General features: G+C 50.2%; 36 protein-coding genes. 3 read left to right on the top strand and 33 right to left on the bottom strand.

The annotated features are described in order from the left end of the window. Nucleotides 1-11: 11 nt before the first annotated feature. Nucleotides 12-794 (bottom strand): IS982 family transposase, encoded by a 783-nt coding sequence (locus tag IPP75_02460; GenBank protein ID QQS69973.1) that lies wholly within the window; start codon nt 792-794, stop codon nt 12-14. Nucleotides 795-869: 75 nt separating this feature from the next. Between IPP75_02460 and IPP75_02465 the strand changes: the two genes are divergently transcribed. Beyond that, nucleotides 870-1,673: an IS982 family transposase gene (locus tag IPP75_02465; protein ID QQS69974.1), complete on the top strand. Its 804-nt coding sequence runs from the start codon at nt 870-872 to the stop codon at nt 1,671-1,673. 459 nt (nt 1,674-2,132) lie between these two features. Here the strand turns inward: IPP75_02465 and IPP75_02470 are convergent, their stop codons facing one another. The 11 genes from IPP75_02470 to IPP75_02520 all read right to left on the bottom strand — a co-directional run bounded on the left by IPP75_02470 (nt 2,133) and on the right by IPP75_02520 (nt 12,797). Then, nucleotides 2,133-2,783 (bottom strand): MBL fold metallo-hydrolase, encoded by a 651-nt coding sequence (locus IPP75_02470; GenBank protein ID QQS69975.1) that lies wholly within the window; start codon nt 2,781-2,783, stop codon nt 2,133-2,135. A gap of 218 nt (nt 2,784-3,001) precedes the next feature. After that, nucleotides 3,002-3,700, bottom strand: a complete 699-nt coding sequence (locus IPP75_02475; GenBank protein ID QQS69976.1) for an NYN domain-containing protein — start codon at nt 3,698-3,700, stop codon at nt 3,002-3,004. 332 nt (nt 3,701-4,032) lie between these two features. Continuing rightward, on the bottom strand, nt 4,033-5,544 hold the full coding sequence (locus IPP75_02480) for an AAA family ATPase (GenBank protein ID QQS69977.1): 1,512 nt from the start codon (nt 5,542-5,544) through the stop codon (nt 4,033-4,035). A 198-nt stretch (nt 5,545-5,742) separates the two neighbouring features. Next, nucleotides 5,743-6,324 (bottom strand): hypothetical protein, encoded by a 582-nt coding sequence (locus tag IPP75_02485; protein ID QQS69978.1) that lies wholly within the window; start codon nt 6,322-6,324, stop codon nt 5,743-5,745. Between the two features lie 98 nt (nt 6,325-6,422). After that, nucleotides 6,423-6,635 (bottom strand): hypothetical protein, encoded by a 213-nt coding sequence (locus IPP75_02490; protein ID QQS69979.1) that lies wholly within the window; start codon nt 6,633-6,635, stop codon nt 6,423-6,425. Between the two features lie 2 nt (nt 6,636-6,637). After that, the gene (locus IPP75_02495; GenBank protein ID QQS69980.1) at nt 6,638-7,645 is read right to left on the bottom strand and encodes a DUF4868 domain-containing protein; all 1,008 of its coding nucleotides are present in this window, start codon (nt 7,643-7,645) and stop codon (nt 6,638-6,640) included. Between the two features lie 48 nt (nt 7,646-7,693). Then, the gene (locus IPP75_02500) at nt 7,694-8,272 is read right to left on the bottom strand and encodes a DUF937 domain-containing protein (protein QQS69981.1); all 579 of its coding nucleotides are present in this window, start codon (nt 8,270-8,272) and stop codon (nt 7,694-7,696) included. 2 nt (nt 8,273-8,274) lie between these two features. Continuing rightward, nucleotides 8,275-8,910: an excalibur calcium-binding domain-containing protein gene (locus tag IPP75_02505; GenBank protein ID QQS69982.1), complete on the bottom strand. Its 636-nt coding sequence runs from the start codon at nt 8,908-8,910 to the stop codon at nt 8,275-8,277. 68 nt (nt 8,911-8,978) lie between these two features. Further along, nucleotides 8,979-9,521, bottom strand: a complete 543-nt coding sequence (locus tag IPP75_02510) for a hypothetical protein (GenBank protein ID QQS69983.1) — start codon at nt 9,519-9,521, stop codon at nt 8,979-8,981. A gap of 19 nt (nt 9,522-9,540) precedes the next feature. Then, a complete protein-coding gene (locus tag IPP75_02515) occupies nt 9,541-12,300 on the bottom strand; it encodes an efflux RND transporter permease subunit (GenBank protein QQS69984.1) in 2,760 nt (919 codons plus the stop codon). Nucleotides 12,301-12,371: 71 nt separating this feature from the next. Continuing rightward, entirely contained in the window at nt 12,372-12,797 is a 426-nt protein-coding gene (locus IPP75_02520) for a DUF1761 domain-containing protein (GenBank protein QQS69985.1), read from the bottom strand. A gap of 119 nt (nt 12,798-12,916) precedes the next feature. Between IPP75_02520 and IPP75_02525 the strand changes: the two genes are divergently transcribed. After that, nucleotides 12,917-13,147 (top strand): hypothetical protein, encoded by a 231-nt coding sequence (locus IPP75_02525; protein ID QQS69986.1) that lies wholly within the window; start codon nt 12,917-12,919, stop codon nt 13,145-13,147. Here IPP75_02525 and IPP75_02530 read toward each other — a convergent pair. The 8 genes from IPP75_02530 to IPP75_02565 all read right to left on the bottom strand — a co-directional run bounded on the left by IPP75_02530 (nt 13,140) and on the right by IPP75_02565 (nt 18,257). Then, entirely contained in the window at nt 13,140-14,306 is a 1,167-nt protein-coding gene (locus tag IPP75_02530) for a diaminopimelate decarboxylase (protein ID QQS69987.1), read from the bottom strand. The two genes, IPP75_02525 and IPP75_02530, sit on opposite strands and share 8 nt — an antisense overlap. Continuing rightward, nucleotides 14,299-14,604 carry a DUF427 domain-containing protein gene (locus IPP75_02535; protein QQS69988.1) on the bottom strand — a complete coding sequence of 102 codons (306 nt, stop codon included), beginning with the start codon at nt 14,602-14,604 and terminating at the stop codon, nt 14,299-14,301. Before IPP75_02535 ends, IPP75_02530 begins: the two co-directional genes overlap by 8 nt. Nucleotides 14,605-14,643: 39 nt before the next feature. Further along, nucleotides 14,644-15,258 carry a hypothetical protein gene (locus IPP75_02540; protein ID QQS69989.1) on the bottom strand — a complete coding sequence of 205 codons (615 nt, stop codon included), beginning with the start codon at nt 15,256-15,258 and terminating at the stop codon, nt 14,644-14,646. Between the two features lie 223 nt (nt 15,259-15,481). Next, entirely contained in the window at nt 15,482-16,039 is a 558-nt protein-coding gene (gene msrA / locus IPP75_02545) for a peptide-methionine (S)-S-oxide reductase MsrA (protein ID QQS69990.1), read from the bottom strand. Then, nucleotides 16,006-16,272 carry a hypothetical protein gene (locus IPP75_02550; protein QQS69991.1) on the bottom strand — a complete coding sequence of 89 codons (267 nt, stop codon included), beginning with the start codon at nt 16,270-16,272 and terminating at the stop codon, nt 16,006-16,008. The genes msrA and IPP75_02550 overlap by 34 nt, the downstream gene beginning before the upstream one ends. Before the next feature lie 19 nt (nt 16,273-16,291). Next, nucleotides 16,292-16,891 (bottom strand): hypothetical protein, encoded by a 600-nt coding sequence (locus IPP75_02555; GenBank protein ID QQS69992.1) that lies wholly within the window; start codon nt 16,889-16,891, stop codon nt 16,292-16,294. Nucleotides 16,892-17,421: 530 nt separating this feature from the next. Beyond that, complete coding sequence (locus IPP75_02560; protein ID QQS69993.1) at nt 17,422-17,784, bottom strand: hypothetical protein; 363 nt, start codon at nt 17,782-17,784, stop codon at nt 17,422-17,424. Further along, nucleotides 17,781-18,257 (bottom strand): hypothetical protein, encoded by a 477-nt coding sequence (locus IPP75_02565; protein ID QQS69994.1) that lies wholly within the window; start codon nt 18,255-18,257, stop codon nt 17,781-17,783. Before IPP75_02565 ends, IPP75_02560 begins: the two co-directional genes overlap by 4 nt. A 37-nt stretch (nt 18,258-18,294) precedes the next feature. Between IPP75_02565 and IPP75_02570 the strand changes: the two genes are divergently transcribed. Continuing rightward, nucleotides 18,295-18,537 carry a hypothetical protein gene (locus IPP75_02570; GenBank protein ID QQS69995.1) on the top strand — a complete coding sequence of 81 codons (243 nt, stop codon included), beginning with the start codon at nt 18,295-18,297 and terminating at the stop codon, nt 18,535-18,537. On the opposite strand, the gene IPP75_02575 is transcribed toward IPP75_02570, so the two are convergent. The 13 genes from IPP75_02575 to IPP75_02635 all read right to left on the bottom strand — a co-directional run bounded on the left by IPP75_02575 (nt 18,523) and on the right by IPP75_02635 (nt 26,577). Continuing rightward, nucleotides 18,523-18,918 (bottom strand): type II toxin-antitoxin system death-on-curing family toxin, encoded by a 396-nt coding sequence (locus IPP75_02575; GenBank protein QQS69996.1) that lies wholly within the window; start codon nt 18,916-18,918, stop codon nt 18,523-18,525. The two genes, IPP75_02570 and IPP75_02575, sit on opposite strands and share 15 nt — an antisense overlap. After that, the gene (locus IPP75_02580) at nt 18,915-19,136 is read right to left on the bottom strand and encodes an AbrB/MazE/SpoVT family DNA-binding domain-containing protein (GenBank protein ID QQS69997.1); all 222 of its coding nucleotides are present in this window, start codon (nt 19,134-19,136) and stop codon (nt 18,915-18,917) included. Before IPP75_02580 ends, IPP75_02575 begins: the two co-directional genes overlap by 4 nt. Nucleotides 19,137-19,196: 60 nt before the next feature. Then, the gene (locus IPP75_02585) at nt 19,197-19,526 is read right to left on the bottom strand and encodes a TfoX/Sxy family protein (GenBank protein QQS69998.1); all 330 of its coding nucleotides are present in this window, start codon (nt 19,524-19,526) and stop codon (nt 19,197-19,199) included. Nucleotides 19,527-19,528: 2 nt separating this feature from the next. Next, nucleotides 19,529-19,954, bottom strand: a complete 426-nt coding sequence (locus IPP75_02590) for a ribonuclease HI (GenBank protein ID QQS69999.1) — start codon at nt 19,952-19,954, stop codon at nt 19,529-19,531. Then, nucleotides 19,954-20,646, bottom strand: a complete 693-nt coding sequence (locus IPP75_02595; GenBank protein QQS70000.1) for a type I restriction enzyme HsdR N-terminal domain-containing protein — start codon at nt 20,644-20,646, stop codon at nt 19,954-19,956. The genes IPP75_02590 and IPP75_02595 overlap by 1 nt, the downstream gene beginning before the upstream one ends. After that, on the bottom strand, nt 20,600-21,391 hold the full coding sequence (locus IPP75_02600; GenBank protein QQS70001.1) for a hypothetical protein: 792 nt from the start codon (nt 21,389-21,391) through the stop codon (nt 20,600-20,602). The genes IPP75_02595 and IPP75_02600 overlap by 47 nt, the downstream gene beginning before the upstream one ends. Before the next feature lie 3 nt (nt 21,392-21,394). Further along, nucleotides 21,395-22,723, bottom strand: a complete 1,329-nt coding sequence (locus tag IPP75_02605) for a glycine--tRNA ligase (GenBank protein ID QQS70002.1) — start codon at nt 22,721-22,723, stop codon at nt 21,395-21,397. A gap of 41 nt (nt 22,724-22,764) precedes the next feature. Further along, entirely contained in the window at nt 22,765-23,472 is a 708-nt protein-coding gene (locus IPP75_02610; protein ID QQS70003.1) for a hypothetical protein, read from the bottom strand. A gap of 46 nt (nt 23,473-23,518) precedes the next feature. Next, a complete protein-coding gene (recO, locus tag IPP75_02615) occupies nt 23,519-24,211 on the bottom strand; it encodes a DNA repair protein RecO (GenBank protein QQS70004.1) in 693 nt (230 codons plus the stop codon). After that, entirely contained in the window at nt 24,208-24,588 is a 381-nt protein-coding gene (locus tag IPP75_02620) for a response regulator (GenBank protein QQS70005.1), read from the bottom strand. The genes recO and IPP75_02620 overlap by 4 nt, the downstream gene beginning before the upstream one ends. Nucleotides 24,589-24,590: 2 nt before the next feature. Then, on the bottom strand, nt 24,591-25,319 hold the full coding sequence (locus IPP75_02625; GenBank protein QQS70006.1) for a hypothetical protein: 729 nt from the start codon (nt 25,317-25,319) through the stop codon (nt 24,591-24,593). A gap of 74 nt (nt 25,320-25,393) precedes the next feature. Next, nucleotides 25,394-26,056: a hypothetical protein gene (locus IPP75_02630; GenBank protein ID QQS70007.1), complete on the bottom strand. Its 663-nt coding sequence runs from the start codon at nt 26,054-26,056 to the stop codon at nt 25,394-25,396. A 41-nt stretch (nt 26,057-26,097) separates the two neighbouring features. Then, nucleotides 26,098-26,577, bottom strand: a complete 480-nt coding sequence (locus tag IPP75_02635; protein QQS70008.1) for a class I SAM-dependent methyltransferase — start codon at nt 26,575-26,577, stop codon at nt 26,098-26,100. Between the last annotated feature and the right edge of the window lie 2 nt (nt 26,578-26,579).

The raw sequence follows: 26,579 nt of genomic DNA on the forward strand, positions 1-26,579 counted from the left end.
TGTGACCCGAATCACGAAACTACCCTCATCTGGTAGCCGAGTAGTACGCGCACGTAGTGCGTGAAGTAACCCTTAACACTTCTTGGGAACGAAGTGACCAAGAAGTGGTGTTCCTTGAGTTTGCCGAAGGTAGCTTCTATCTTTGGTCTCATGTGGAGCAAAAGCATTTGCCAGTCTGCGGCTAATTTCTTTCTTTGAGTATGATGCGGTGGTGCGATCACTATAGTTTTATGTTTCTTCCAGAGTCGCTTGCGCATGACGCTGCCACCGTAGTGACTATCGCCGACAAGTATCTTCGTGTGGTCATTCACGAGTTGTTCGATGTGCTGATTGTCGTGTTCATTAGCAGGAGTAAATACAACAGCTGCTAACCTGTTGTTGTAATCTATGGCCGCATGGAGCTTGAACCCGTAGTGCCACCCTTGCCAGTTCTTGCCAAAGTCGGCTACACCCTTGGCTACTTTGTGTCTGTTAGCACGTATGGGCTTACAGACGGGGAGCATTGTGCTGTCGACAAAGCGGAGCGGTGCTCCGCTTGCTAGAAGCGTCTGTAGCAACCAAACCATCTGTGGCAGTAATCGATGCACGTGAGCCACAAAGTTTTGGTACTTGGGCATATGAGGAAAACAATCCGAGTACTCTCTGCAAGCCCAGCCGTACAAACTCGAAAGGTTTTTGTGGGGTTCGGTGAGGCCATCCCATATGAGGATAGTGAGGAGTTCACTGTCTTTAAGGGCCGGATGCTGACCTCGTTTGTTTGGTTGGACGACTATGTCGTCTACCCAAACAAACACATCTACGATATTATTCCTCTGTAAAGCACGCTATACTTTTCACTGTTAATCGCTTAAACAAACAGGAGAAAAGAAATGCGTGCTTTACAGAAACAATATATCGTAGATGTCTTCGTTTGGGTAGATGACCTGGTGACTCAGCCAGTCCGTCCCGGCCAGAAACCAATCCTGAAAGATAGTGAGCTACTCACCATTCTCATCTGGGATGGATTAACCGAGCCGCATAAAACCCTCAAAAGCCTGTACCGCTGGATTGAACGTGATTATGCTGACTGTTTCCCAAAACTCCCCAAGTACCAGAAGTTTGTTCGTCATTGCCATCGTTTGCTTCCAACACTGGTTTGGTTCTTGCAGTTAACCCTAGCGAATGATGCACCGCTCAGGTTCTGTGACAGCACGATGCTACCCGTATGTAAAACGGTGCGGGCTGACCGGCATAAGGTAGCCAAAGGTGTAGCTCAGTTTGGTAAGAACCACCAGGGTTGGTGGTATGGCTTTAAGCTGCACGCGGCCGTCAATCTCAAAGGGCAATTGGCAGCTCTTTGCTTTACGCCAGCCAATGAGTACGATGCCCAACATCTTGAGAAGCTCGTCAACCACGCGACAAAGGTCGTCGTCGGCGATAGCCACTACGCCGCCAGTCCGATGCGTAAGCGTCTCTGGAAGAAGTATGGCATCGTCGTCGTGGCAAACAACAGAAAACGAGCACTGATGACAGATTGGCAATACTTCCTGCAAACCTTGAGACAGAAGGTAGAGGCCAGCTTCGGCAAGCTCAAGGAGAACCACTGCTTAGTAAGCTCATTTCCAAGAAGCGTACAGGGCTACTTCGTTCACTACATCCGAACACTCATTGGGTACCAGTTGGCTAATGGGTGATTGGGGTTATGTAAATACTACACTACCCCTCCCCGCGACTACCGGCCACTAAATATATCATCGCGTCAGCGATACAGCTAGAAATGGCACTACGGAAGCTTCCCGGCATGACTGTTGTGACGCGCTACAACACATGCGAAATTGCGACGTGGCAGTGATTTCGCGTTGTAGTCTGTCACAACAGTCACCGAGAAGTTGGAGATGTGCCTGGTTTCTTTGCTTACTTTCTGTGGCAGCACAGAAAGTAAGTCGCCCTACCGGGCGAGACCGGCATATAGTTTGGTAGCAAAAGATCCTGGTCGGCTGGCAATCCGAGAGGTGCCGGTGCCTGAGTGAGAGTTTAGCGAGACTGCGAGGTAAGGTGCACGCACGAACGTCCGAGGAGCGCATGGATTCCCGCCGGAGTTTACCCTCAACTTGGGTTGTGGGGCGGGAATGACAGAGATAGTTGTAGAGTGACTACCGGATATCAAGCTCTATTGCCACGCCCTGCTGTAGCTTCAGCAGCGTGATTCCTTGCGCGGCTAGCACCTGGGCCATCCCCTCATACGTCCACTCCCGTGCCGTATCACTCAAAAACCAGTCATGGACCGGCAAAACGTACTTTGGCTTTAGTTCTAGGGCAAGTTCTACTGCGCGGCGAGTAGAGCCCCACGGCGCCACCACTGGTAGCGCCAGCACCGGCATGGCTGCGGCAAAACTATGGCTGTCACCAGGGTGCGTGTACACACCCAGGAAATGTATGCCAATTTCTTCCGGCACTACTGCGCCGAATGGACGTACTTCTTCGTGGGGAGATGCAAATGCGGCCGCCCCCGTAGGAACAATATCTGCTGCCTGGTGAATCCCTTGCTCGCGCAGCAGTTTGACTACATCAGTTGGTGCAGTAATACGCACATCTGGGAACTTTGCCGCTATTTGCTGCAGCTTGCTCGGGTCACAGTGGTCACCGTGTATATGAGAAACAAACACGTCATCAATCCACCCAATTGTGTCCAAATCTAGCTCGCTCCAGCCACCGGGGTCAAACAACGCCACCCTCGGCTTGCCCCGCTCCTCGGCTTCCACGAGCACACAACTATGCCCGTATTTCGTTATCTTCACTTGCATACCCCCATTTTACACCTCTTTCACCCCCTCTCAACTTACCGCCCCGTCCTGCCTTCCAGTTTTTCTTCACCATATCCCGAGCCTGCCGTCCACTTCACCGCCCACTACATTTACCCCTGATATTTTTAAACCGTACGGCCGTACGGTTTATTTTGGCATGCGTGGATACCCAAATAGTGCGTCATTTAGCGTTTGGCGGTCATGGAGTTCGAGAAAGGCTATTTGTTTTTCGGTTTACGGTAGGTGCGGTAGGCAAGCTCGCCCCTGTGTTGGTCTAGACCTTCTATGTATTCGTCAAATTCTTGCAGCAAGGTAGAGAAACGGCGGTTGGGTGCCAGTACTTTTAGAAGTCTCTTTTGGTCGCGGAGATATTCTATAAGGCTAAAAAAGTCGCCGTCGCCGCTCACAATAACCGCTTTGTCGTAATGTGGCAACTCTTTCATGGCGTACAGCACAAGGTCAGCATCTATGTTCCCTTTCACCTGGGGCTTCTCTGCTTCCTCTGTTTTGCCTAGGTCATTTTCACCCGGACGAGCATGTTTCGCTCTATCGTTGATGGCTGATGGTTGATTGTTTGCTGAACGTTGAACGTTGGTCGTTGGTCGTTGTTTTATGTCAACCGTGGGCTTTAGCACCACCAAAAACCCATGGGCATACATCTGCTCGTACAGCGATTCGTTGTCGGGCAAATAGCCTATAAACATGTAGGCCTGTGTCACGTTGTATTCGCTGCGCAGCCACTCGCGAAACTTGTGCCAGTCCATCTTCCAACCAATCTTCTGCACCCCCAGGTTCAGGTTCTGGCTATCGATAAACGCGTAATTTCCCTTTGGCTTCGCTGGCGCAGACGGCTTTTTCTGTTGCCGCCCAATCCACCACGGTTTCCTCCCCTGCCCCTGTTTTTGATTTTCACTCATGAGTTTATTATACAGAGTTAAGAGATAAGAGTTAAGAGATAAGAACGCGGCCGTAGGCCGCTCAGAAAATAATCGCGCAAGCGATACAGCCGAGACGGCCATGCGAAGGCTCTTGGCTCAGGTGTTGTCAGGCTCTACAACTTCCGAAAGGCAAGGCGACTTGTTTGAAGAAGTAATCAATTGCCAGTGGCAATTGATTACTGACGAGTTGTCGCGTTGGCTGTAGAACTGACAAAGCCTGACCAAGATGCTGGAGTTCTGGCCTGGTTTCTTTTGCCTTCTTTCTTTGACAGCAAAGAAAGAAGGTCGCCTGCAGGCGCGAGAGCCTGCATCTAACTAGCTAGGATTTCCAGCAACTGAGCCCCATATTTTTCATGCTTCATCTTACCCATACCTTTTACTGCCAAGAGTGCCTGAGTGGTCTGTGGGCGGCGGGCGGCAAGCTCTTGGAGCGTGGTGTCGTGAAAAACCATGTAGGGCGGGATTTTTTCTTTGGCTGCCTGCCCCGTGCGCCATTTTTTGAGTGTGCTTAGTAGTGCTTCGTCGAGTGCCGATTCCACCTCATTTTTTTCGGCCTCTTCGGTAAAATCAGCTGTTTTTAACGCCATTTGTTCCGAAGCCTCCCGCAGCCACAGGTCAAACTCATGTACGACCGGGTGCATAGCAAGCGCCGTGTGGTTGATGCCCACCAGAAATATGCCGTCCATACTTCGCACGCGGCTCAGCGCCACGTAGCCCATACCGGGCGTAAAACTCCGGCTCAGGTCAATCTCGGCGGCATCCAGGCTCATGCCTTGGCTTTTATGGATGGTGATGGCCCACGCGAGCCGGAGCGGGAGCTGCGTCACCTCAGCTTTCACGCGGCCATCTTCCTCAAGCGACCAACTGTGCAGCTCTACTAGCACTTCGCGGCCGCCGGTCGTAACCACCAGAGGTGCGCCGTTCACAAAGTCTACCACCACGCCCCGGGTGCCATTTACAAATTTGCCTTTTTGGCTGTTGGCTACAAACATAACTTCGGCGCCTTTTTTTAGCTCCAACACCTCCGGTGCGAGCACACTTTTCATAAGCTGTTCGCGTTTGGCAGCCGCACCTTTTGCCTCCATAGTGTAACGGCGCGCGGGCTGCTGAATGGCCTGGAGGTGGCAATGATTTATGGTATCGACATCTACGTTGTGAGCATACAGTCGAGTCACCGCCTGAGCGTCTTGTATGGACCGATTCATACGTTCTCGAAGTGCTAGCTCGTGAAACTCATTTACGTCGCCGCGGCGCATGGCACCCAGCAAGTCCAAAAGCGTATCTCCGGCAGCTTGCCGGTGCTGTTCGTTCAGATAGCATATAACGGGGTTGAGTTCTTGCCAGGTTACACTTTGGTGGGCAAAATCTGCTGTGTCGCTCCCCCGTGTTACCGGTGGTAGCTGAAACAAATCACCCACCAACACCACCTGCAGGCCGCCAAACGGGGCGTCACTGCGCCGAATCTTTTTTGCAACCGCGTTCACCATATCGAGCCGCCGACCGTGCAGCATTGACACTTCGTCTATAACGAGTATATCGGTGCTATTGTAGCGCTTCACCAAGTTCGATTTGGCGCTCAGGCGAGCGAGGTCGTGCTGGCTCAAGCTATCAAGTATTCCTAGCCCAGACCAGCTGTGTATAGTGCTACCTCCTATGTGCGTCGCGGCAATCCCCGTACTGGCCGTAACGGCTACATTCTTGCCCCGCTGCTTGGCAAGACGCACAAACTGGTTCAAAACGTATGTCTTCCCCGCCCCAGGCGCACCCGTCAAAAAAACCGACTGGCCCTGCATCATTAGATTGAGTGCTTGTGACTGTCTCATCGTACCTATCTCCTTACGCTATGCGTTTACATCGTGCTTCGTCGGCGTCACTGCCCCCGAAAGTACTTCTAGTATACCCTCCTGCCCCAGCCTTGCAACTACAACAGAACTAATTTTCAACAAACCCACCCCCCTGATTTCCTTTCATACCTTAAACGAAGTATCAAACCGTCATTTTAAACCGTATGGCCGTACGGTTTATTTTCCCTCAGGGGCAAACACGGTTTTGAAACGGTCTATGAGTACGGCTTCGTGGTCTATATGGGCGGTGATTATGTATGTGACGAATCGGCTGATATCTAGCTTTTCGGCCACGAGCGTAATTTCACGGCGTGATTCAAACGGGTGCACCCAAACGCTTTGCTGCAAGTATCGGTAGCCCATCTGCTTTATCTTGTCGGTAAATAGCCGCCGCGCCCGCTTTTGCTCTTCTGGTATATCGAAGAGTACGAGTCGCCACTGTCCATCCCACACCTCTGGGACGGGTATAGCCAGATTATCGTACTCAAGCCGCTTGAGGCGGAGTCTGCCGAGAGTTGTGATTTCGAGCCCATTCTCATAGTTCTCTGCGAGCAGTTTTTTACTGCGCATATAGGCGAGCACTCGTGTTATCTCCCGCTCTTGCGCGCGCCTGTCCAGCGCGTCGAATGCTCGCTTCATAGGTCCTTCCAGACCAATGAGCGCATTTGGCGCAAGTACAAGCGCCGTTAGTGCCGTCCCAAAGACGGCCGTTCTGAGTACTGCGTCTACCAGCGCGCTGGTTTGTGCATTTTTTGCCATATTTAAATTGTACGGCCGTACGGTTTATTTAACAAGAAGCTACGAAAGCGTTCTCGTGCCGGTTATGGATGTTAGGACTGTGAACGGCAGGTGGAGCGTTACTTACGGCGACGTTTTTGGGCATTTTGACGAACCACTTCTCCGCCCGCCGCCTGAGCGAGGTTAACGGCGCCCAGAACGTTCGCTGCTACCGCCACAGCAGGCGCAAACGCTCCAACGGCAAAACAGGCTGCTGCGCCCAGCGCATTGACGTTTCGGTACCACCGAGCGGCTTTTTCGGTTTTTCCTTCTCTGGGCTGTGTTTCTGACAAAACTACACCTCGGTTTCGTCGTCTTTGACTTTCAAGGGGCGTTTTTTAATGATTTCGTAGCGTTCGCCGGTTAGCGGCGATTCCCAGTAGTCTTCATTTATGATGTTCACAAACGTGGTGAGGTCTTTTTCGTCCATGATGATGATTTTTCCTTGGTCATCTGGCATGAGCTCCAAATCCATGTCTTCGGCGTATTCGAGTGCCTTTTCTTGGCTGACCTTGCCCACTTCGAGCTTTTGCAGTTTTTGTATGAGCTGCTTTTTCCCTTTCAGCAGTGCATTCATGCCAACGCCCTCCGGGAAACTCAGCCCGTACACTTCCATAATCTCGCGCACCTTGGCTTCGGCTATACTGGCTTCTTTGGCATCGTAGCCAAACAGCGTTTTCAGCTTACTCTGGCTAAAAACATACAGGTCTTGGTCGAGCACCAGTAACTGCGGGTCTGTCGGAAGACGCAGCGCCGCCTCTGCGTCAAATGGGACAAACTTATCAGCGCGAAGCATCCAGCCCTGCTTGCCCTTCATGACCTGAGATTTTGGCAAAACTTTTGCCAGGTAAAACGGCTTATCCATCTCTGGGTGCGAAACGCGTGCCAAGACGCCCTTCATATGGTTAATATCATGTTCTTCGTCTTTAAACAGTACAATTTCTCGCTCTTGTGTGTGCAACCAACCAAGTGTTTCGCGGAGTTTCTCTACGTTGAAAACTTGGGTGCGCTGCAGAACATTGCTTTCAGCCTCAGCATCTTCAAAGCCGCGAACTATGAGCCCTTTTTCGGCTCCCTCGAGTACAAAGTCGAGTAAATCATCTATAAATATTGGTTCGAGCTGTTTCTTCAGCCCATCAGCCATAGCCGTCCTATAAAGAACATAGTTCTTCGAAATAAAAAATAGCTCAATCTTGAGCTCGTCTTTGTATTGCACGAGGTTATTTGCCCAGGCGAATACATCGGTTTCTTGGTACGAATCGATTTCTTTTTGTCGCTGCGCCTCTACGGTGTTTTCATCCATAGCAAGCATTGTACCACTGAACACTTGGTTATGCTGCTGTGTTATATACTATTTTTTGCGCAAGAAAAGCTTTAGAAAACCCAACAGGAGGGCAAGGAGGCCAGCGTTTTTCTTGTTGAACAAGCCAGATACGGCGTCGCCTATGCCGGCGTCTCCCTTCCCGCTCTTTTGCCCGAGCAAAATGTTCACGAGACCACCCACATCCAGACCGTCTGATTGTTTCTGCTTGCCAAGCTGGCCGAGAACAATCGGTGCAAGTGTTGTCAGTATATCACTCGCAGCAGCACCGCTCACCCCTGAGTTCTGCGCCACACTGTCCGTAACTTTACCCGTATTTTTTCCAAAAATATGTTCAAGGATTTTACCGCCGTCTAATTTTGTCGAATCACTGCCGACCGCACCCGCAAGGTCATCGAGAATGGAGCCGTTATGGTCTTTGGCAAGAGCAGTATCGAGCTTTTTTGCTCCTTTACTGCTACCGGCCTCCTGCTGCAAGCCACTAAGTATAGCCGTGAGCGCCGAATCCATCGCAGAATTTGTGCTGTTTCCATCCAGTCCGTTCCGTGAGCCTAATTTTTCAGCGGCAGCACCAGAGAGTTGTTCAAGGAGTACCTGTTTTATATCCATAGCTATTTCTCGCACGCAATGCCGTCGCTGTCGCGGTCGAGACGCGGTTCGTAACTTGCGTTTGAACGCTTGATGTTAAAGACGCCTGCTTCAAATGCGGCTGTACAGTTTTCAAACTTGCGGCCGCCAGAATCTTTACTTTCCTTCTGAGCCGCAACTTTCTGCTTCGCCTCGGCACTTGGTGTATTAAGCGGGTCAGCCTTACCAGCTACTTCGCCATTTGGCTGGGTTTGAAGCGGTGAGTATTTACCGTTTACATTAGCCTGGGACGGATTTGTCAGAATAACCCCCGCGTACCCAGCCCATGCCACTGCCAGGCCGAGCAACGCTTTTGCCCACGGGCTTTTTTTGAATCCTTCTGGGTCACGCACGTACCAAATCACTGCCGCCACTATTGGAATAATTGGTAGCACAATAAGCCACAGCAACCAGCCGACGATGATAGTACGACTCGTTGTCCAGTTTTGGTACTTATGTCGTGTCAGCGGAAAGCGCGACACAATCCAAACAGCCCCACGCAGGAAAAATCCGGGATGCTCATAGGCGTTTCGTTCTTTCAAAACCCGTGCATCTGTTGTATCAGCACTGTAATCAGTCTTGTCGACTTTCTCGGTTTTTTTCAGTTTATGTTCTGACATGGTTTTGCTCCTTATATCACCCTACTCTCACAAATGTACCATAATTTGTACTCAGTACACAGACCTATTTACACATCTGTTACCATATTATCGCGGCTGCGAAAATCCGTTACCAAGAAAACGCCATCAGACTCCTGGCGAAACTGTATGTCGTGCGGGTTCATAAAATAGTCGTTTGAACCGATGATTTGATACATCAGCTCTGCCCGCGCGTCTGGTCGAGTGTGAATGGAATGCCCCTGGTACACAAGAAACTCGGCACTGCCATGTGGCGCAAGGTTTCGGTCAAGCTCAACCACACGGCCAAGCAACCGGATTTTATCGAGTTGGATGTCAAAGTGAGATTCGTTATGTATATGAACTCGTAATTCACTGTGGTCACCGCTCCGGTGAAAATGCGCACTTGCCACCTTTACCACTGGGTAGACCTTGCGGCCAGATGCCTGCAAATACGGATTAGTTCCGTTATGCGCAACCCCGTCGTGCTCCTTTGGATCATCTTGCCCATGTTCAACCTGCGCCACCTCAAAGGCTGGTCGACCGCTTATAATACGTTTCAAAACCGCAAACGGCCCATTGTTTACTTCTGGTTTTTGATTATTTTGTTGCATAGCTTATGGTGACTCTTAATTACGCTCGGCGTAAACGTCGCTTCAGCGGCACAGAAACACGGCGGCGAAATACTCCGCGCAAGAACTCACCAGCCAAGTAGTAGTATGGAAATACCGTCACGACCATGAGCGTACTTGAAAGCAAGCCAAACATGAGCACCACAGCGAGCCCCTGCCAGAAGGGACTAGTCAAGGCAAGCGGGATGATTGAAACAATAGCCGTCAAGCTTGTTGCGACCAGTGGACGGAAGCGTTCGGCCAGAGCCTCATGAGCCGCCTCAACCGGATTCATCCCTGCCCTGCGTGATTGGTTTGCGTAATCAGTGAGCAAAATGGTGTTTTTTATGCTTAGTCCAATCAGCGCAAAGAACCCAAGCATAGCAAAGAAACTAAACGCATTGTCGGTCAGCCAGAGCCCCAGTGTAATCCCAAACAGGCTAAACGGTATGGCCATAAAAATGAGAAGTGGCTGGAGCAGGCTGCGGAACTGAACCGAAAGCACCAGGTAAATCACCAGCAGCACCGCAGGAAATGCGATGGCAAGCGTCTTGAAGCTGTCTTGGTTTTCACTTTCCTGGCCGAAGTTAAAGCTCACCGCGTCTTTTGGCAAGCCATAGCCCGCAACCTTCTCGGTCGTAAAGGTATCTTCAACCGCCTTTTGTGTGGCGGTCACCAGTGCCGTTGTGTCGGTATCGACAAACTTTGCCGTAATACCAATAAACGCTTTACTATCCGCACGAGTCAATACATCCGCGTTGTCGACCAAAACGGTTTCAAACTTGATTTTGCTGTCGTCTATGCGCCGAATATCAGCAGCTCGTAAATATGCTGCGATATCGCTTGCCAGCTTCTCGGCCGCCGGCCGATTCGCATCAGCTGAAACTCGAGCCGTAAAGTCCGAAGCTGGCGGACCGGCGTCAATAGTCGTAACACTAAACTGCGCCTCTTTAAAGTCCTTGAACTCAGCCTTTAAGCGGTCAATGTACTGCGGCGCAGTGGTTTTGCGTTTGTTGTAGTCTTTTAGGTCTATGAAAAATTGTGCACTCTGGGCGTTAGCAATCCCATAGTTCGCGCCCGACACAAAATCTTCACCGAGAACGGTTTTGATTTTTTGCATGGCTGCGTCATTAATCACCTCGGCCCGAGCAATAGTGGTTCCGGTCGGAAAACGAAGCGTTGTCGCGATTTGGTTGGTGTCTTTGGATGGCGGGAAGATGTTGAACGTTACCTTCTGGAACAAGTAACCGCCCGCGCCAATGAAGACAAAGCTGAGGACAATTGCTGCTAGTCCTACACCAAACAGTTTGCGTTTACTGTGCTGCGCCCACAGCATGGGAGCCGCTAGCCACCGCGCGACACGCGCCTCAAAATCGGCTGCCAGTTCATGCTCGGCCTTGGCGCCGACATGTTTTTTGCCAAGCATAATAAACCGCGCATAAAACGGTATGAAGACCAGCGCAACGAGCAGACTAATAAGCAGCGCCGATATAATTGTGATAGGCATAACTCGTATGAACCCGCCCAGTATACCGCCCACAAAAAGAAGTGGCGCAAAGCTAAGTGCCGCCGTAGATGTCGCGGCTATCATAGCACGCCCAACCTTGCCAATGGCCGTTTTCACGATATCGCGAGCATCATTTTTCCGCTTTCGCTGGGCATCGAGCGCCTCGACCACAATAATGGTGTCGTCGACTATAAGCGACAAGCTCAAAATGAGCGCAAACAGCGAAATGGTATTCAGGGTGTAGCCAATGAGCTCAAGCACCCCAAGGGTGGCAAAAATTACCGTCACCATAGACAGCACCGTGATAACAGAGGCGCGCACTGCAATCACAATGGAACCAATCACTAGCACAGCGAGCAATCCTTCAAGCAACGTTTTTTGCAGCTCGCTAATTTGTTGGCGAATGCTCGGTGCAAAACTGGCGCTCACCCGCATAGCGTAGCCCGTGGATTCACTACTGCCGTTGTAGGCATCGACCGCCTTTTGCAGCTGGTCGCCAAACTCCACGACATCACCGCCTTTCATAATAGAAGCGCCTATGGGTACTGAACTGTAGAACGACGTTTTGTCGTCCACACGTTCACCAAACCGCTCAAAACGACTCTGAACATTCTGTACTTCTCCGGTCAGAGGGTTCTGCGCCTGTTCTATGGGCGATATGATTGAAGCGTCCTTAATGAGACTCAGTTTTTGGTCTCGTATAAAGGCTGCGGCGCGCGTTGCGGCCGCGACAAGCTCTGGCTCTGGTAGTGCCGCGTTATTTTTTGAGAAGAACGACACAACCGCATCATCTCCCCGTTCGGTAAATCCAAATTGGGCGGCCTGAAACTTCACGTTCGCTCCAGCCGGAAGAATTTTTTGTTCGACCATAGCGTTCTGCAAAGCGCGGCTCCTATTTGCAGCATCGGTTTTTTCCTCGTACTGCACTATCACCGTTGCGAAGTTTCCGAGGCTATTGGTCTGGACCGTTTTCACGTCATTTTGTTTCATGAGGTATTCGCTAACAGGCCTCGCAAGTTCGCGGTCTACCTTACTAGCATCATTCACAAAATAGGTCGCCTGCCCTATGGCGTAGGGAATGTTGATGGGCGGGAAACCTTCGCGCTTAAGTAGTGTTGAGTAGCTTAGCACGCCAAATCCGGCAATTATGAGCGCCAAAAACGCTGTCAGGCGAGGACGACTAAAGAAAAATAACGCAAACCGTTGCAATGGTCTCAGGCTTTGCGCTGCACTCGATTTTTTAGAACGCACAGCGCTCACTTTTTTCTGCACCACTATAAAATCCTCCTCTTTTCTACTATTGTACAGAGGTTAATCAAGAAAAACCACCGCGGTTTTCAGATGCATTAAGGCTTCAGCAGGCCAATGATGACCGCCATAACCAGTATGGTCGCAAGTTCGTTTCCAAAAGTGAGCAGCGTCAGTTTACTCGGACGTGCCTCAAACAAATCGTGTGTGAGTATACGTGCAGCCGTAAAGCCCAGCCACACCCAAAACGCCGTTTGCAAAGCACTCGAGAGGAAACTTCCGCCGAAAAAGTGATTGCTCAGATACGTCACGTGCGCAAGCACGTAGGCTGTTGCTAGCGAAGCTAGAAATGCTAGTCCCATGAGCTTCGTCATGTCGGCCGAGCTCATTTTTTTGTCTAAGTCGACATGCGCAAGCTTTGCCCATTTACTCCCAAAGACACCCTTTGCATACCAAATGCTGCCCACTACCATGCTTGATGCTCCTGCAAGTAATACCGCAAGATAATTTACCTGTACTTCCATGCAACCTCCTTTTACATATTTCAGTATGTCATAAACTTCAAAAAAGAATGTAAGCAAAGTTACAGGCTGCACCTCGTTGTGGAGGTATAATTGAGCATACACTAAACAAGGAGGTACTCATGAGTTTATTCGACGATATCAAGGCCAAGGCTGACATAAATGGCGACGGCAAAATTACGGCCGCCGACCTAGAAGGCCTAAAAGACGGCGTCAATAACGGCACACTCGACCAGTTAAAAGCCAAAGCAGACGGAAACGGTGATGGCAAACTTGACCTGAGTGATTTGAAAGACCTCGGTGGCAACGCCGGTGGATTGCTAAGTGGCCTCAAGGATAAATTGTTCAAGTAAGCAGTTCTTTGGCGTTCGGATAGCTGTTGTAGCCTTTGTGGCTCATGCTGCGGCAGTAAGCGCCAGTGTCGTATATGGCGACCGTGTCGCCAATGTTCGCGCGGCGCAGCTCGCGTGATTCAATTCCTTCTGGGTCACCCAGTGCTGGCGTCAGTATATCGCCCGTTTCGCAGTTGTGCCCCACCACCACATACTCCTGCTTTTCTGTCGCATCATTCAGAACGGCTATGGTGTGTTGCGCTCCGTACATCCCTGGCCGCGCAAAATCATTCATGCCGGTGTTGAGCCTAAGGAACGTATGACCGTCTGCCCCCGTGTCTACTACGTCAACAACACTGGCCAGTAGCACACCGGCGTGGCCGACCAGCCATGTTCCCGGCTCTATTTCTAGGCGCAGTTTTCGTCCCGTTTTGTCTGCGAACCTCTGTAAAAGTTGGGCAAATTTCACCCCGACTGCTGCCATGTCAGTTTCGTGTTCGTCGCCGTAGCGGTGTATTTTATACCCGCCTCCCATGTCAAGGCTTGTCACATCTGGCATGGTTTCGGCAATTTCTAGCGCCGTTTCCATCATCTTCCCCCACATGGCTGGGTCAGCGCCCGAACCAATGTGTATATGGAGCCGGTCAATCTTCACCCCGTGCGCAGCTGCAAGTTCAAGCGCCTCTGGCACATACGCCTGCCATAAACCAAAGCTGCTATTTGCCCCACCAGTCGTGGTGCGGTTATTGTGCCCCGCCCCAATCCCGGGGTTCACCCTGAGCCCAACTGATGTCGGGTGATTTTCGCTGGCGACAAAAAGCTCCAACTGGTGCAATGACGATGCGACATACAGCACCCCGACAGCGAGCAGCGCTGACAAATTATGCGCCGGCTGCTGACTAGACAAGCTTATTTTGTCGCCGGCAATTCCAAGTTCTAGCAGCTCTTGCGCTTCATAGCTTGAGCTAGCATCGAACTGTAGCCCGCTTTCATGAAACAGACGTATCACCTCCGGGTGATTGTTCGCTTTCACGGCGTATCTGGCAGTAAGCCCAAATGGCAGTTCCAGATTGAGCAACTTTTTTGCACGTTCTACAAGCATATCCCGCGAATATACATATAGCGGTGTCCCCTGCTCTCGAGCCAATTCTCTCAGCCGCGCATCATCCCAGCTATTCACCGCTCACCTCTACTCCGCGCCAGAAGGCGACGTAGCCACTAAAGTCTTTATGCACTCGCTCAATGGCCGTCGGCAGTGGCTCTGGGTAGCTCCAGGCAGCATCGGCGTTTGTTTGACCGTCTACCGTGACTGTGTAGTACTGACACTTGCCCTTCCAAGGGCAGGTATAGGGCGTTGGGCTTTCGCTCAGTAGCTCATGCTGCACACTCGTGGGAGGAAAATACCAGTTCCCCTCTATGTATATAAGATCATTTTTATCTGCCTCTGCTATGACTGTTCCGTTCCATACTGCTTTCATGATTTGCTACTCCTTTGTAGTCCTTACAGTATAGCGTACTTATACGGTGTATTGAGCCTCGGCGGCTTCTATATCGCCCGTTCCATACCAAAACCGCGAAGCGTATAAAGTAGCAACCATCGCCAAGCTAAAGACGCCCGCATAGAACGGATACAACATGCCGAGCAGTGGAGCATGCTGCATCCATACAGCCACCAATATTATTGCCTCGCCCACCCCGGCACAGGCAAATGCAAGCACTGATTCTTCCTCGGGTTCTTGCCAGCCGTGAATAAACGTCGGTATATACGCCAGCGCATCAACCGCAAGTGCAATCATCATGACGACCATTGGGCTGTCCACCACAAACCACAGAGCAATTCCCAGTAAAGCACCCACGAGCGTCACGCGTTCTAGTCGTGTCACATGACGGCTCGCGTAGCGAAGGCCAAGAGCCACAACCGCCAAACAACCGAACGCCGAAACACCGGCTACCAAGGCGCTCGCCCACTGCTTTTCTTCTACAGAGACTACTGTCATTAGCCCAAGTAAGAGTGACCATATTACCCAAGAAACCAACCGTGGTCGTGCGCCGTGCCGAATTATGTCACGCAAATACGGCACAAAACTAGCCGTCGTCAGCGCTGTTCCTATGAAAATAAGTATGTTTGTCATTGTTTTCCTTTCACGCGCGGGCAATAGCACGGCAATACCTCGCAGCCGCTACCCGAATTGTAATAATTATTGTTTTTTAGCGCTCACCAAAGATATGACATGAGCAACGGAACGCTGGTGCTGAACGATCCAAAGATTGAAGCTGTCTTTTCAGGGAGCATACCCCTACCGCCTGGCGGGACAACTTCGATGCCCTCAGTATACCATGAGAGGTATGCAATAGCTAGGTTTTGCTGGTTTCCGTGCGTAAAAATGCCCGAAGTTTGTCGAGTTTCGGGTTTATAACTATTTGGCAATAGGCTTGCTCGGGGTGCTGCTCGAAGTAATTGTGGTGATACGCCTCTGCCTCGTAAAAGACCATGAGCGGGGCAACCTCTGTGACTATACGGGCTTCTGTTTTACCTCGGAGCTCACGTATAACAGATTGAGCTTTCACCTCATCCGCTTCATCACTGTATAAAATAATTGAACGATACTCCGTACCAACATCTGCACCCTGTCGGTTCAGTGTGGTTGGGTCGTGCGTCGCGAAAAAGATGCGCAGGATACGTTCTAGAGTCGTTTTCGTTTCGTCGTACTCTACCCGCACTACTTCGGCGTGGCCGGTTTTGCCACCACACACCTGTTCGTAAGTCGGATTTGGCGTCTTACCTCCAGCATACCCAGGAACAACCCGTGTCATGCCTTCGACCCGCACAAATACCGCCTCTGTACACCAAAAACACCCTCCCCCAAGCACAATCGACTTCACGCCGCCTCTTTTCTGCGACTTTCTAGCCATAAACCAAATTTGAAATATATAAATACAATGGCGAAGATGTTTGCAGCAAGTATGTATAGCTGAAACCCAGCGGTCTCAAAGTTCCAGTTTTTGACGGTCATGAGCCCCATAATGGTTGCAACTTCACTTGCCATGAAAGTCCAGGGACTTTCCGTTTCTGGGTGATAGTACGCTTTCACCAGAGTCGGCAAAAAGGCCAATCCATCAGCCAATATACTAAAGATGATTGCCACGTTACCCTCTGACCCACACTCACTTTTTTCCTCCTCCCCGTACATGAGCCACCGGTATCGGTGGTAGCAGCGGCGTACGTAGTAGCCGTTGCATATACTCCCAGGCTTGCTTGAACCAGCTCAGTCGTTTCTTGGGATGAATCTTCTGCTGTTGTTTTGGTAGTACTTTGACCGCATAGCGCCACAGTAACCACCAACCGAGGAAGACAAACAGCAGCAAGTTACGGATGACTTGTGGTTTTCTGACTCGTTGCCACTCCAATCGTTGCAACCACTTCACATCCTTGAAGGCTTCTTCAATTTCGAACCTTTCTGCGTAACGGTTCAGGACTTGTCTTCTGGTGAGGGCCTCTGTTCCCTCGCTCGGTAGGTTGGTCAACAAAAACCAGGGCTCCGGATCCTTCATGTTCGGATTGTAATCCGAACGAATAAGTCGGAGCTTATGTGTATGGTACGTGATGGGTAATTCCTCATGACTAATGTCATGGATGGGTTCCTTCCACCAGCTGGGATCCCAGGGAAGCTGAACGAGCTTGTCGCTCTTGGTACGAGCGATGAAGTGCACATCGTACAGGGCAAACAAAGTGAACAGTTTGTCACTAGCAAACCAGCGATCCATGACAAGTACCAGTTGCAGATCTGGTGCATTAACTTGAAGGAAATGGAACAGTCCTCCAGCGCCACTAGAAGTGGCGCAATGAGAGCTGCTTCGCTGAGGTTCACCTGACACCAAATGGGTATAGCTCGACCCTTGCGATGCGACACCGCCAAGATGGCGATACAAAACGGGCCGAATTGAGAGTGGTCCAGAGAGCAGTACCACCGACCAGTATGCGAAGCTAACGCTTCGCTAACCAACAATCGCTGCAAGCGCACTGGCAGTTCCTCGTCAGTAACTAACCGACGAATGCGGTTTTCTCCAGTCCAGCGATTCAGCCCAAGCTTTCGACCAGCAGCGTTGAGCGAACAGAACTCCTGAAGGGAAAACTGTTCAACTCCGAGGAAGAAGCGACGAGCCTTAGCTTTTGGGATGTATGTCGCACGCAGCCGCTTTACAGCAGTTGCCATCTTTTGTAGTGTAGTCATTAGAAAACGACCTTTCTGTTTTAGCTTTTGTAACCAAAACTGTAGGGTCGTTTTTGTTATGTGTCAAAAAAGTGAGTGTGGGTCAGCGTTACCCTCACCCGTAATCCACCACAGAAGCAATCCAAATAGCGAGAGCACACCGCAGCCAATATCAAAACGCTTCAGTTGCCACGCAGGATGCTTTACAAGAAAACTAGATACAAATATCAAAAAGGGCGAAAAACCAACGCTAAACGTCACGATACTCTGTGCCATACCTACCCCCTGCGACAGCATTGAGGCAAAGGCAATCATAGGTGCAATAGTGAGAACGCCCCACGTAACCCGGTTTGGGCGCGCCTTACCACGAAACACATCCACTACGTATGTTAACGTTCCCAGCACATTTATGACAGCCGCCACATACGCCCAATAATCTGGAATCATAGTGCTAGTATACGATAGTCGTGGTTTGTTGCCGTTATGATTTTGAGTACGTCTTCGGGCTTTAGAAATACCGTTGCCGTGTTGTCGTTTGGGTGAAAGCCAAGTTCTGGTTCCTGCATGAGCGATTCGTCTAGCAAAACCTGCATGGTTTCAGCCCCCGGGTGAAGTAGCCCGAAGATACTGACACTTCCCGGACGGACTCCCACCATCTCCTCGACCCGCTCCGGCCGAACAAACTGCAACTTTTTCACCCCGCAGACTCGCGCCAAATTCTTCATATCCAGTCGGTTCAGGCCACGCATGGCCACCATCCAGACTTGCTGCTTTTTTTCATCAGGCACGAGCAGTGTTTTTACGGGCACTTTCTCAGGCAGCTTCACACTGCTCTCTGCCACCGTAAATACTGCCTCATGTTCCTGAACTCGGTACGGTATGTTCTGCGCTTCCAAAAATGTATACACTGCATCTCGCATAGAAAACAGTATACTGCAGCGCGCTATACTAAAGCATATGGCGTTTAACCACTACGCAAAACTGAAAAGAATTCTCGATGCCGAACCGGTGGGTTGGTACATACGGCGTATAGATGAGCCCACCACCGCTCAAACATTCCGCGGTGAGCTCCGCCACTTCGACCACTACTACCGCTTGTACCACGCGGGTGGCACCGCCATAAAATACGGCAAATTCCAGCAGCTCGACCGCCTCGCCACCGCCCTGGGCGTACCCATAGAAGCGCTACCCCTTGTTTGACTTGCTGTGCAGTTCAAGCCAGGCAGCAATATCGTCTACGCTCAAATGCTCCACCGCCACCCGCACCGCAAAATCCTCGACTTGCGAGTTACTCATCCCAACCGCTATACCATTGATTTTTAGCAGAGTGAGCCCTGCAAGCATAGCCGTACGTTTATTACCATCTACAAATGGATGATCGGCAATTATACCCCGTACCATAGCAGCACTTTTTTCATACACGCTAGCGTATAGTTCAGTACCAAATACTTCCTGCGACTGGGTCGCAATAGCCGCTTCCAAACGACCCATATCCCGGATTCCATCTCCACCACCTGTGTTTGCAAGCACAAGAGCATGCAGCATCAGCAGCTGCTCAATATCTATAGTTTTGCCACTCATCGATTCGCGAGATTCTTAAACGCCTGGCGATATTTACTCATAATATCTTCTGCCGCTGCCATTACTTCATCATTTGTGGCGACGTCTGTTTTCTTGCGCACAATTAGTTCTAGCTCATCATCGTCACCAATATTAAGACGCTTTAACTCTTTAGCCGGGAGTATTACACCACGACTCGTACCGATTTTGATAGCTTTTTGAATAGTCGTAAATGTCATAGAAAAAGCTTAGCATACATTCTAATATATTACAATAAAATTATAATGTTTATGTGTTGTTCACTTCGGTGGGAGTGTGAGCGTATAGTTCCGGCTTATTTCGAGCAGGCGCGGTAGATTATCTTCGTCCAGTACCTCGGGCGCAGCCAGCAGCCAAGCTTTCATGCTCCGCCCACCAAACTCAAACGGCCCCATGCCAGGCTCTTTCAGTAATTTTTCGGCAGTTGCTTCATCTGCCTTCACAATCAGTTCATCGCCCTTCACCCCAAACGCCATATTGCGGTGTATGAAATACCCTAGCCCGCCAAACATTTTGCGCTTCAGCACATCTACCGGCCATTCAGCCACCACTTCGTCTATCCGCTCCTCCAACCCAGTGTCATATGCCATAGTTAAACCCTCGCACCTCCACGAGCCTTGTTTGCCCAGTGGTCGGCAAGTTCGTTACCTTCGTGGCCCACGTGGCCGCGCACCCAAACCAGTTCGGCACAGCTCGCGCGGTACAGCGGGCAAACTTCTTGCACAATATCGAGATTTTTTATTTCCCCGCCCTTTTTCTTCCAGCCATTTGCTTCCCAGCCCAGCGACCATTTGGTAATAACGTTTATCCAAAACTCACTGTCGGTAAGTATTTGGCACGGCTCACCGCCAGCGTGCTTTAGTGCCGCCAGTATAGCGTAGCCCTCCATACGTATATTCGTCGTTTCTCCCCCGCCCGGCTCACCTCCCAATACCACCGGCTTACCCCCACTCACCACCGCAAACCCGCCCGGCCCTGGGTTCGGAATCGCACTCCCATCGGTATAATATGTGTTCATTATTTGAGTAATTTTGGTCTTACTGCTTTGCATTCATGAACAATTAGCTCGTGTATAGCATCCAGTACTTCTTGATTATCGAAGTTTATGCCAGACACTTTCTTCACCTTCAACCGCACGGCATTGATTACGTCTTTGGTATATATCGTTTTAACAAGGCTTTCAGGCGTCAGCGCATTGAACCGTTTCCAATACACTTCCAAATCGTTTTTCAATATTGATGCCTTCATGAGATTCACGAGATGTTCCGACGCATTCTTCAAGACCGACAGGTCGCGCAAATCAAGGCTGAACACTTGGTGCGTCGAAATTGGCTTAGCAAAGATGACGCGATATAACTGTATTTGCCGACCGTTGAAAAGAAGAATCCAGTCTATCCCTTCATTTGCTGCATACGAAATACTTTGTCGCAGATGTCGCTCATTTAGGTCGAGGTCGATTGACTTCACTTCGACGACAAAGTGCTTTTTTCGCTTCAGCTGTATGACGTAGTCAGCATATTCGCCCCGAATTGCATACTCCGTTTTGATGTCTTCTAGCTCTTCATAGTTCAAAACCTCCGTCAGGAAATAATTGACCATAATCCGCGTAGCAGATTCATTTACATCCATGTTTTGCTTCTTGGTTAAGTACTTCTTGCGGTACTCACGAAGCCTTTTTTCTAGCTGCGCTCTTTGGTGTTCGGTTGCCATTACTCTTCCTCTGCATTAAATTATTGACAAAATCATTTATATCCTTCTCCTGGGCCAAGACTGCCTTCTGAAGTGTTTCAAGATGATTAATTTTTTTTATGCCTAATTTTTTCTGTAAGTATATGTAATAGCTCATAGCAAGTACGATAAGGATTATAAACATGCTGTATATATTAATTGAAAATTCATTTCCTATAGGTCGAGCAATGAACGTTATACCTACCAGCAGTAGTGCAATAGCTACATCGCTTGAAATATCTGTCCTTGCTAGTACTTGGTTACTAGAATAATTGTTCGTTACGTTTGAAGCATCTTTACGAGTTAGCTTGTTGTAGGTGGTGAAGTATTCTATATCACTAGTCAGTAAAGCTTTTGTGAGCATATTTCTATAACTTATTATGATTTTTTGTTCTCTTAACCCAAAGATTTGTGCGTTCAAGTCATTACTTTCAGCAGTACTTTTCATCCGAATAAGTAAATATATGGCATTAAAAATCAGAATTATGCTCCCGCATCCGAGAAATGCTACGTTCTCTTTTGAAATATTTTGCACGGCTAATAGTAGTGGTACTACAGCCGCCCCGAGCGTAAGAGATAAAGATATTAAGGTTTGAGAAAGTGAAATTGTAATACTAATAGAGTGATTTATTTTATCTTGACGCTCTGAATCAAGTTTATTGTAGAGTTCATTTAATGACTCTCGTTGAACTTTAATACTATCTTCTATGTTTTTTTCAATCGCCATCAATTACCTTTTAGGGATATGTAATATTTCACAAAGACATTCAATATCTTCACGTTGTTGTTCGGTAGTGTCGCGGGAGCGGACGGTTACGGTGTCTTTGGTATCGCCCTCTAGGCTGTCGAAGTCTACCGTTACTACGTATGGCACGCCTATTTCGTCCATTTTGCGGTAGTTTTTGCCTATGTTTCCGCTGTCTATCCAGAGCACGGCGCCAATCTCTTTCTTGAGCATGGCGTAAACCTCGCGGGCTTTAGCGACAAGTTCGGGGTTATTCTTTGCCAGTGGGCACACCGCTACCTTTACTGGGGCGAGTTCGTAGGGGAGTTTCAGCACCACACGGTCGTTTTCGGCGTCATGCCAGTAGGCGCTGCATAGCACCGCCATAACGGCGCGTTCCACGCCGAAGCTTGGTTCTATAACGTGCGGCACATAGGCTGCGCCGCCGTCTTTTGGCCGGTATTCCATACTCTTTTTTGACGCGTTCTGTATGTTATACAGGTCAAAGTCGGTGCGGTACGCGAGGCCCATTAACTCCTCACGGCCTATGGGGTAGTCAAACTCAAAGTCTATAGTGCGATTGCTGTAGTGGGCGCGGTCGGCCTCTGGCACTTCCAGCTCATGCACGCTGCCCTCTGGCAAACCAAGTGCCGCAAACCATGCCTTGCACTGCGCTACCCAGTGGCTGAAGCTTTCTTCCCACTTTTCTGGATGTACAAAATATTCTATTTCCATTTGCTCGAACTCGCGGCTGCGGAAGACAAAGTCGCGCGGTGAGATTTCGTTACGAAACGCCTTGCCCTGCTGTGCTATACCAAATGGCACATCTGGGTACAGCGTATCGACCACGTTCTTAAAATTCGTAAAAATCCCCTGCGCCGTCTCCGGCCGCAAGTACGATACCGACGCGTCATCATCCACCGGCCCGACGTTGGTTTTGAACATCATATTAAACGCACGGGCTTCACCAAACGTATTTTTTTGTCCGCACGTGGGGCACGTATCTGACTTATCGAGTTTGTCGGCGCGAAAGCGACCTTTGCAGTTAGCACACTCTACGAGAGGGTCGGTAAAGGTATCGACATGGCCGCTGGCCTGCCATACTTTTTGGTTCATGAGTATAGCGGCGTCTACACCGTGCATGTCATCGCGGCCCTCAACAAACATCTTCCACCACAGGTTCATAATGTTCTTTTTTAGTGCCACACCCAGCGGCCCATAATCCCACGTGCCGGCCAAACCACCGTACACGTCACTACCTGGGAATATAAACCCACGCCGTTTACACAAACTCACAATATCTTCGAGCTTCACCTCATATGTTTTTTCACTCATATACAACTATTATAAACCATCGACGGCGAAATGGCTCCCCGTTACTGGGCCGCCGATAAGATTGGCTGGTCAAGTCGCATGGGTGAGATAATTTGCTCGGCAAAATGACCAAAGGCTGTTGGCCTTTCTTTGCCTTCGGGCAGTGCGTGCAGGCCGACATATAGCGCCTCTCCTCCTCGAATATCTGGCGGAAAACCACCAAAGAATAACGCCTGATAACCAACTCGAGCCGCCACTGTAGGCGTCGGGGGCGCATTGGTTTGTATTTCGAGTAATGCAAATCTAATATTTGCTTCAGTAAGCCTTCCTAGTCCTTTGGATGATACATTTGCGGCGCGACCACCTAGCTTGTCCTCGTCTAGAACAACATGCTGGATAGCTCCAATTCTTTCGCATAACACAAAGGCCCCCAAACTATACCACTCAAGCTCCTTTCCTTTTGCAGTGATACGAAACGCGACAGGGACTCCCCCCGGGGGCAACACGTCTCGTTTTCTAGCTACAATTTCCACAGACTCGGGAGACACATGCTTCTGCGCGTCACAAACCATCGAAAACAATTGACGATATGTTCCCGACCGCATTGTTTCTAGTACCGTATCATACTCTAGGGGCAGGTACAGACGCTCCAGAACTGGAATGTTGCGTCTATCTTGCCTAACAAACAGTGCTTCTGCTTCGCAATTCGGTATATTACTCAGTAGCCAGTCTGGTGTAATCGCCTCTACGTTGTCCGTCATACGACTCATGCCACCACACTACACTCGAGGGTTAATCAGTGCAAGCAGCAGCGTTTTAGGTATGGAGGTGAAGCTGGCGGAGAGTTTGGACGAGTGGGGCGCACCGTAGGGCGAGCTGGTCACCGCCCTGCACAGCGGCAACCACTGACGCTCGGTTGGCGCTGAACAGCAGCCGCATGAATTTTATTTCGTTCGCGCCAAAGGCAGCGTCATCACGGGGTGTAAAAGCCGTGCTGTCGTAGTCGAATTCGTAGCGTTTTTCTGCACTCAGCTTCGCTCCGGTGGTCTCAGTCAGCAAGTTTGGTGTGTGGCCTGCCAGCCGAAGGAGCTGGGCGCTAAACCAAACCCGGATGAAATCAACAGAGACAGTTTGGTCATCCAGGACGAAAAAGGTTTGCTCTAGCAGCTCATAATAGGCGGTTTCGGGCTGGTCTTCGGTGACTTTGTCGAGCAACTTTATGAGTTCGTAAGCCAGCATGGTACGGTCTATGTTTTGTACAATCTGGCCGTAGTGGCGAATGAGCCGCGATGAAACGAGTGTGTCCAGACTACCCTTCCCCACAATGTAGTTGATTTCACTGGTACTCAGTAGTTCTATGCCACCAGCGAGTTTGCTCTTTACCCGGCGAGCTCCCTTTGCCATAAGGCTGAGCTTTCCGGCATCTGGAGTGAGCACCGTTACAATACGGTCAGCCTCGCCATAATCTATGCGTTTCAGTACAATTGCAATCGTTTTTTTATGGTTCATGGTTTTGACTGTCCCGCGCTTGCGACAGCTTCACACAGATTTTTCAGTGTTAACTGTGACCGTATGAGTACCTGTTGCACACCAAGCTCGCGGCGCAAACTACCATGGTCGGCCATATCGTGGTTTAGGCGTGAAACTAGCGCTATAACCGGGACGTCGCGCCATTCGGTGTAGCTTTTGAATTCATAGAGGAACTCGACTCCATTGTGCCGCGCCATTCCAAGTGCCAGTACGACAACATCCGGCTGCTCGGCATCGGCAGCGGCAACCGCTTGCTGTGCCGTAACAGCGCGAGAGACACGGTGCCCCTCTGTGCGCAGAGCCGCCTCGTAGGTTTTGGCGAGCAACGCATCTGGTTCTATGAGTAGTACATGCATGGCTATACCAGCTGTAGCTGCCGACAAGCCGGTAGCGTTGCCGCTAGTCCAGAGGCGTTATGAAACCGCGCTACGTGCAAATGAGCCGACACTGCCGAAAGTAAACTATCTGCAATAAAAACACCTGTCGCCGGACCACTCACAAGCTCCCCATACGGCTGTTGCACCCAGCCACCCAGCCGACGTGCTCGCCGCAGCGCCTGAGTCGTCAGCTGAACGCCCTGCCCATACCACCCTGCCACAATCCCATGCCCGCTCTTGTGGGCACCAAGCTGGATTATTTTGGTGTCAGCGTCGCTTTCGGACTGTGCAGCTATAAAGACATGTCCAAGACTAAGGAGTGCCGACTGCAATATAGCCCGGTCGGTAATAACAGGCTGCAACCGAGCGGGCACATCCAGCTCAAGACTAACTTGCAGCTGTTTCGCATAGGGTTCAAGCAAGTGAAGCGTGTCATACAGGAGACTCGTCACCGCCACCGCTTCAAACTCCGGCTCTGCCGTACCGCCTTGCAGTCGCATCGTAAGCGTATAACCCTCAAGGAGTTGTAGCGACGCTCGACTCACATCGTGAACGGCCTGCCAGTGCTCGGCCTGTGCAGCACCAGGGGCCAATTGCGCCTGTTCGCTGAGGAGCGCAAGCTGAAGCATGGTGTTATTTATGCCATCGGCTAGGCTTACAAAAAGCTTTTCCTGTTCACTAAACTCATTCGTCCGATGATTTCGCTGCACCAATTACCCTCAGTTACGCTACAGTATCGTCTATACAGTATAGCCGAGCGCACCGAGCGTGAATATTGTGAAAATTATGGTGAAAAACTGGCGTTCGGCAAAATGATGTTATTAAAGTCAGATATAAACTGGTTCGACTCAATCCATAACTTGAGTGTCTTATCCCGTACCGGCAACACTACCATACTACCCTGCTTTGTAGGTGTAAGCTGGCCATCAATACGTACGCCAACTTGGTTTGGTGTTTTTGGCAGGGCGAATGGAGCAACTGTTACCTTACCCTGTTTTTGCAAGCCCTGAAACTGTGTCAGTGTCTGGCTGTATGTACTGGAAACAATCTGAACCCGAAGCGCAAAAACCGATTTTGGGTCGCTTGCCGATGGAACAAAGTCCGGATTAAAGTACGCGTCTAGCGGCTGGCCACCCGCTGCGGTTACCACGTAGGCACTCCATGTTTTCGGATAGTTAATTTGCACGCTCCCAAACGCCTCTGGCCCTGTGTACGGTTTGAGGGGTTGTTTTGAAACCTCGGCAAACTCGGCAGCGTCTTTCAACTGCACCTCTTTCGTATTTTTTGCGACTGCAACCTTTATTTTGGCATCGACGTTCTTTTTATAGTCTTGGCGACCCATATAGGCCCATACGCCAAAGCCCAGAGCGGCTACAAGAAAAAGGCTCAATAAGACTACTAATACAATGCCAGCAACTGACCCCCGTTCATTTTTCATCGTATTCATACTGCTCATGGTAACGCACATATGACCTCACATGCAAGACGCTAGCGGTATACGTACAGAAATACGCCGGCTTTCTCGGCGTCTGCCGTGCGGTTTGGAATACGAAATGTCACACTAGCGAGGGGTTTTTTATACAGGCGCATCCGAGTATCGAGCTTAGCCATGTACGAGTCCAGCAAAAATACATACACTGCGTCGGCCTTGGGCCACGACATACGCCAGTAGTTTCCCCACCGGACCTGCACCGCGCCCTTATATTTGCGTGTGCGCGCCCAAGCAACCAGTGCCAGAATGGGGTTTAGCTCTATACCAACCGCTTTGTAACCCGCTTCGGCGGCGGCGGCCAATACCTTGCCGTCACCACAGCCGAGTTCCAGCAGTGTTTGCCCCGGCTTTAGCTCAAGCAGCGCAAATGCAGCTTGTATTTGCGGCCGCAGCGTCGGTAAGTAAGGCGCACCGAAAAAAATAACCGCTGCAAAGGCACCAAGACACAACAAAACAAGTACCAGCAACCACTCCACTA

It is taken from the genome of Candidatus Saccharibacteria bacterium (assembly GCA_016700375.1).
GTDB lineage: Bacteria > Patescibacteriota > Saccharimonadia > Saccharimonadales > UBA4665 > JAGXIT01.

Bases quoted from the DNA above. Each gene is read 5' to 3' on its own strand.
- IPP75_02465 (QQS69974.1), top strand. From the start codon at position 870: ATGCGTGCTTTACAGAAACAATATATCGTAGATGTCTTCGTTTGGGTA.
- IPP75_02470 (QQS69975.1), bottom strand. From the start codon at position 2,783: ATGCAAGTGAAGATAACGAAATACGGGCATAGTTGTGTGCTCGTGGAA.
- IPP75_02475 (QQS69976.1), bottom strand. From the start codon at position 3,700: ATGAGTGAAAATCAAAAACAGGGGCAGGGGAGGAAACCGTGGTGGATT.
- IPP75_02480 (QQS69977.1), bottom strand. From the start codon at position 5,544: ATGAGACAGTCACAAGCACTCAATCTAATGATGCAGGGCCAGTCGGTT.
- IPP75_02485 (QQS69978.1), bottom strand. From the start codon at position 6,324: ATGGCAAAAAATGCACAAACCAGCGCGCTGGTAGACGCAGTACTCAGA.
- IPP75_02495 (QQS69980.1), bottom strand. From the start codon at position 7,645: ATGGATGAAAACACCGTAGAGGCGCAGCGACAAAAAGAAATCGATTCG.
- IPP75_02500 (QQS69981.1), bottom strand. From the start codon at position 8,272: ATGGATATAAAACAGGTACTCCTTGAACAACTCTCTGGTGCTGCCGCT.
- IPP75_02505 (QQS69982.1), bottom strand. From the start codon at position 8,910: ATGTCAGAACATAAACTGAAAAAAACCGAGAAAGTCGACAAGACTGAT.
- IPP75_02510 (QQS69983.1), bottom strand. From the start codon at position 9,521: ATGCAACAAAATAATCAAAAACCAGAAGTAAACAATGGGCCGTTTGCG.
- IPP75_02520 (QQS69985.1), bottom strand. From the start codon at position 12,797: ATGGAAGTACAGGTAAATTATCTTGCGGTATTACTTGCAGGAGCATCA.
- IPP75_02525 (QQS69986.1), top strand. From the start codon at position 12,917: ATGAGTTTATTCGACGATATCAAGGCCAAGGCTGACATAAATGGCGAC.
- IPP75_02535 (QQS69988.1), bottom strand. From the start codon at position 14,604: ATGAAAGCAGTATGGAACGGAACAGTCATAGCAGAGGCAGATAAAAAT.
- IPP75_02540 (QQS69989.1), bottom strand. From the start codon at position 15,258: ATGACAAACATACTTATTTTCATAGGAACAGCGCTGACGACGGCTAGT.
- msrA (QQS69990.1), bottom strand. From the start codon at position 16,039: ATGGCTAGAAAGTCGCAGAAAAGAGGCGGCGTGAAGTCGATTGTGCTT.
- IPP75_02555 (QQS69992.1), bottom strand. From the start codon at position 16,891: ATGGATCGCTGGTTTGCTAGTGACAAACTGTTCACTTTGTTTGCCCTG.
- IPP75_02560 (QQS69993.1), bottom strand. From the start codon at position 17,784: ATGATTCCAGATTATTGGGCGTATGTGGCGGCTGTCATAAATGTGCTG.
- IPP75_02565 (QQS69994.1), bottom strand. From the start codon at position 18,257: ATGCGAGATGCAGTGTATACATTTTTGGAAGCGCAGAACATACCGTAC.
- IPP75_02570 (QQS69995.1), top strand. From the start codon at position 18,295: ATGGCGTTTAACCACTACGCAAAACTGAAAAGAATTCTCGATGCCGAA.
- IPP75_02575 (QQS69996.1), bottom strand. From the start codon at position 18,918: ATGAGTGGCAAAACTATAGATATTGAGCAGCTGCTGATGCTGCATGCT.
- IPP75_02580 (QQS69997.1), bottom strand. From the start codon at position 19,136: ATGACATTTACGACTATTCAAAAAGCTATCAAAATCGGTACGAGTCGT.
- IPP75_02585 (QQS69998.1), bottom strand. From the start codon at position 19,526: ATGGCATATGACACTGGGTTGGAGGAGCGGATAGACGAAGTGGTGGCT.
- IPP75_02590 (QQS69999.1), bottom strand. From the start codon at position 19,954: ATGAACACATATTATACCGATGGGAGTGCGATTCCGAACCCAGGGCCG.
- IPP75_02595 (QQS70000.1), bottom strand. From the start codon at position 20,646: ATGGCAACCGAACACCAAAGAGCGCAGCTAGAAAAAAGGCTTCGTGAG.
- IPP75_02600 (QQS70001.1), bottom strand. From the start codon at position 21,391: ATGGCGATTGAAAAAAACATAGAAGATAGTATTAAAGTTCAACGAGAG.
- IPP75_02605 (QQS70002.1), bottom strand. From the start codon at position 22,723: ATGAGTGAAAAAACATATGAGGTGAAGCTCGAAGATATTGTGAGTTTG.
- IPP75_02610 (QQS70003.1), bottom strand. From the start codon at position 23,472: ATGAGTCGTATGACGGACAACGTAGAGGCGATTACACCAGACTGGCTA.
- recO (QQS70004.1), bottom strand. From the start codon at position 24,211: ATGAACCATAAAAAAACGATTGCAATTGTACTGAAACGCATAGATTAT.
- IPP75_02620 (QQS70005.1), bottom strand. From the start codon at position 24,588: ATGCATGTACTACTCATAGAACCAGATGCGTTGCTCGCCAAAACCTAC.
- IPP75_02630 (QQS70007.1), bottom strand. From the start codon at position 26,056: ATGAATACGATGAAAAATGAACGGGGGTCAGTTGCTGGCATTGTATTA.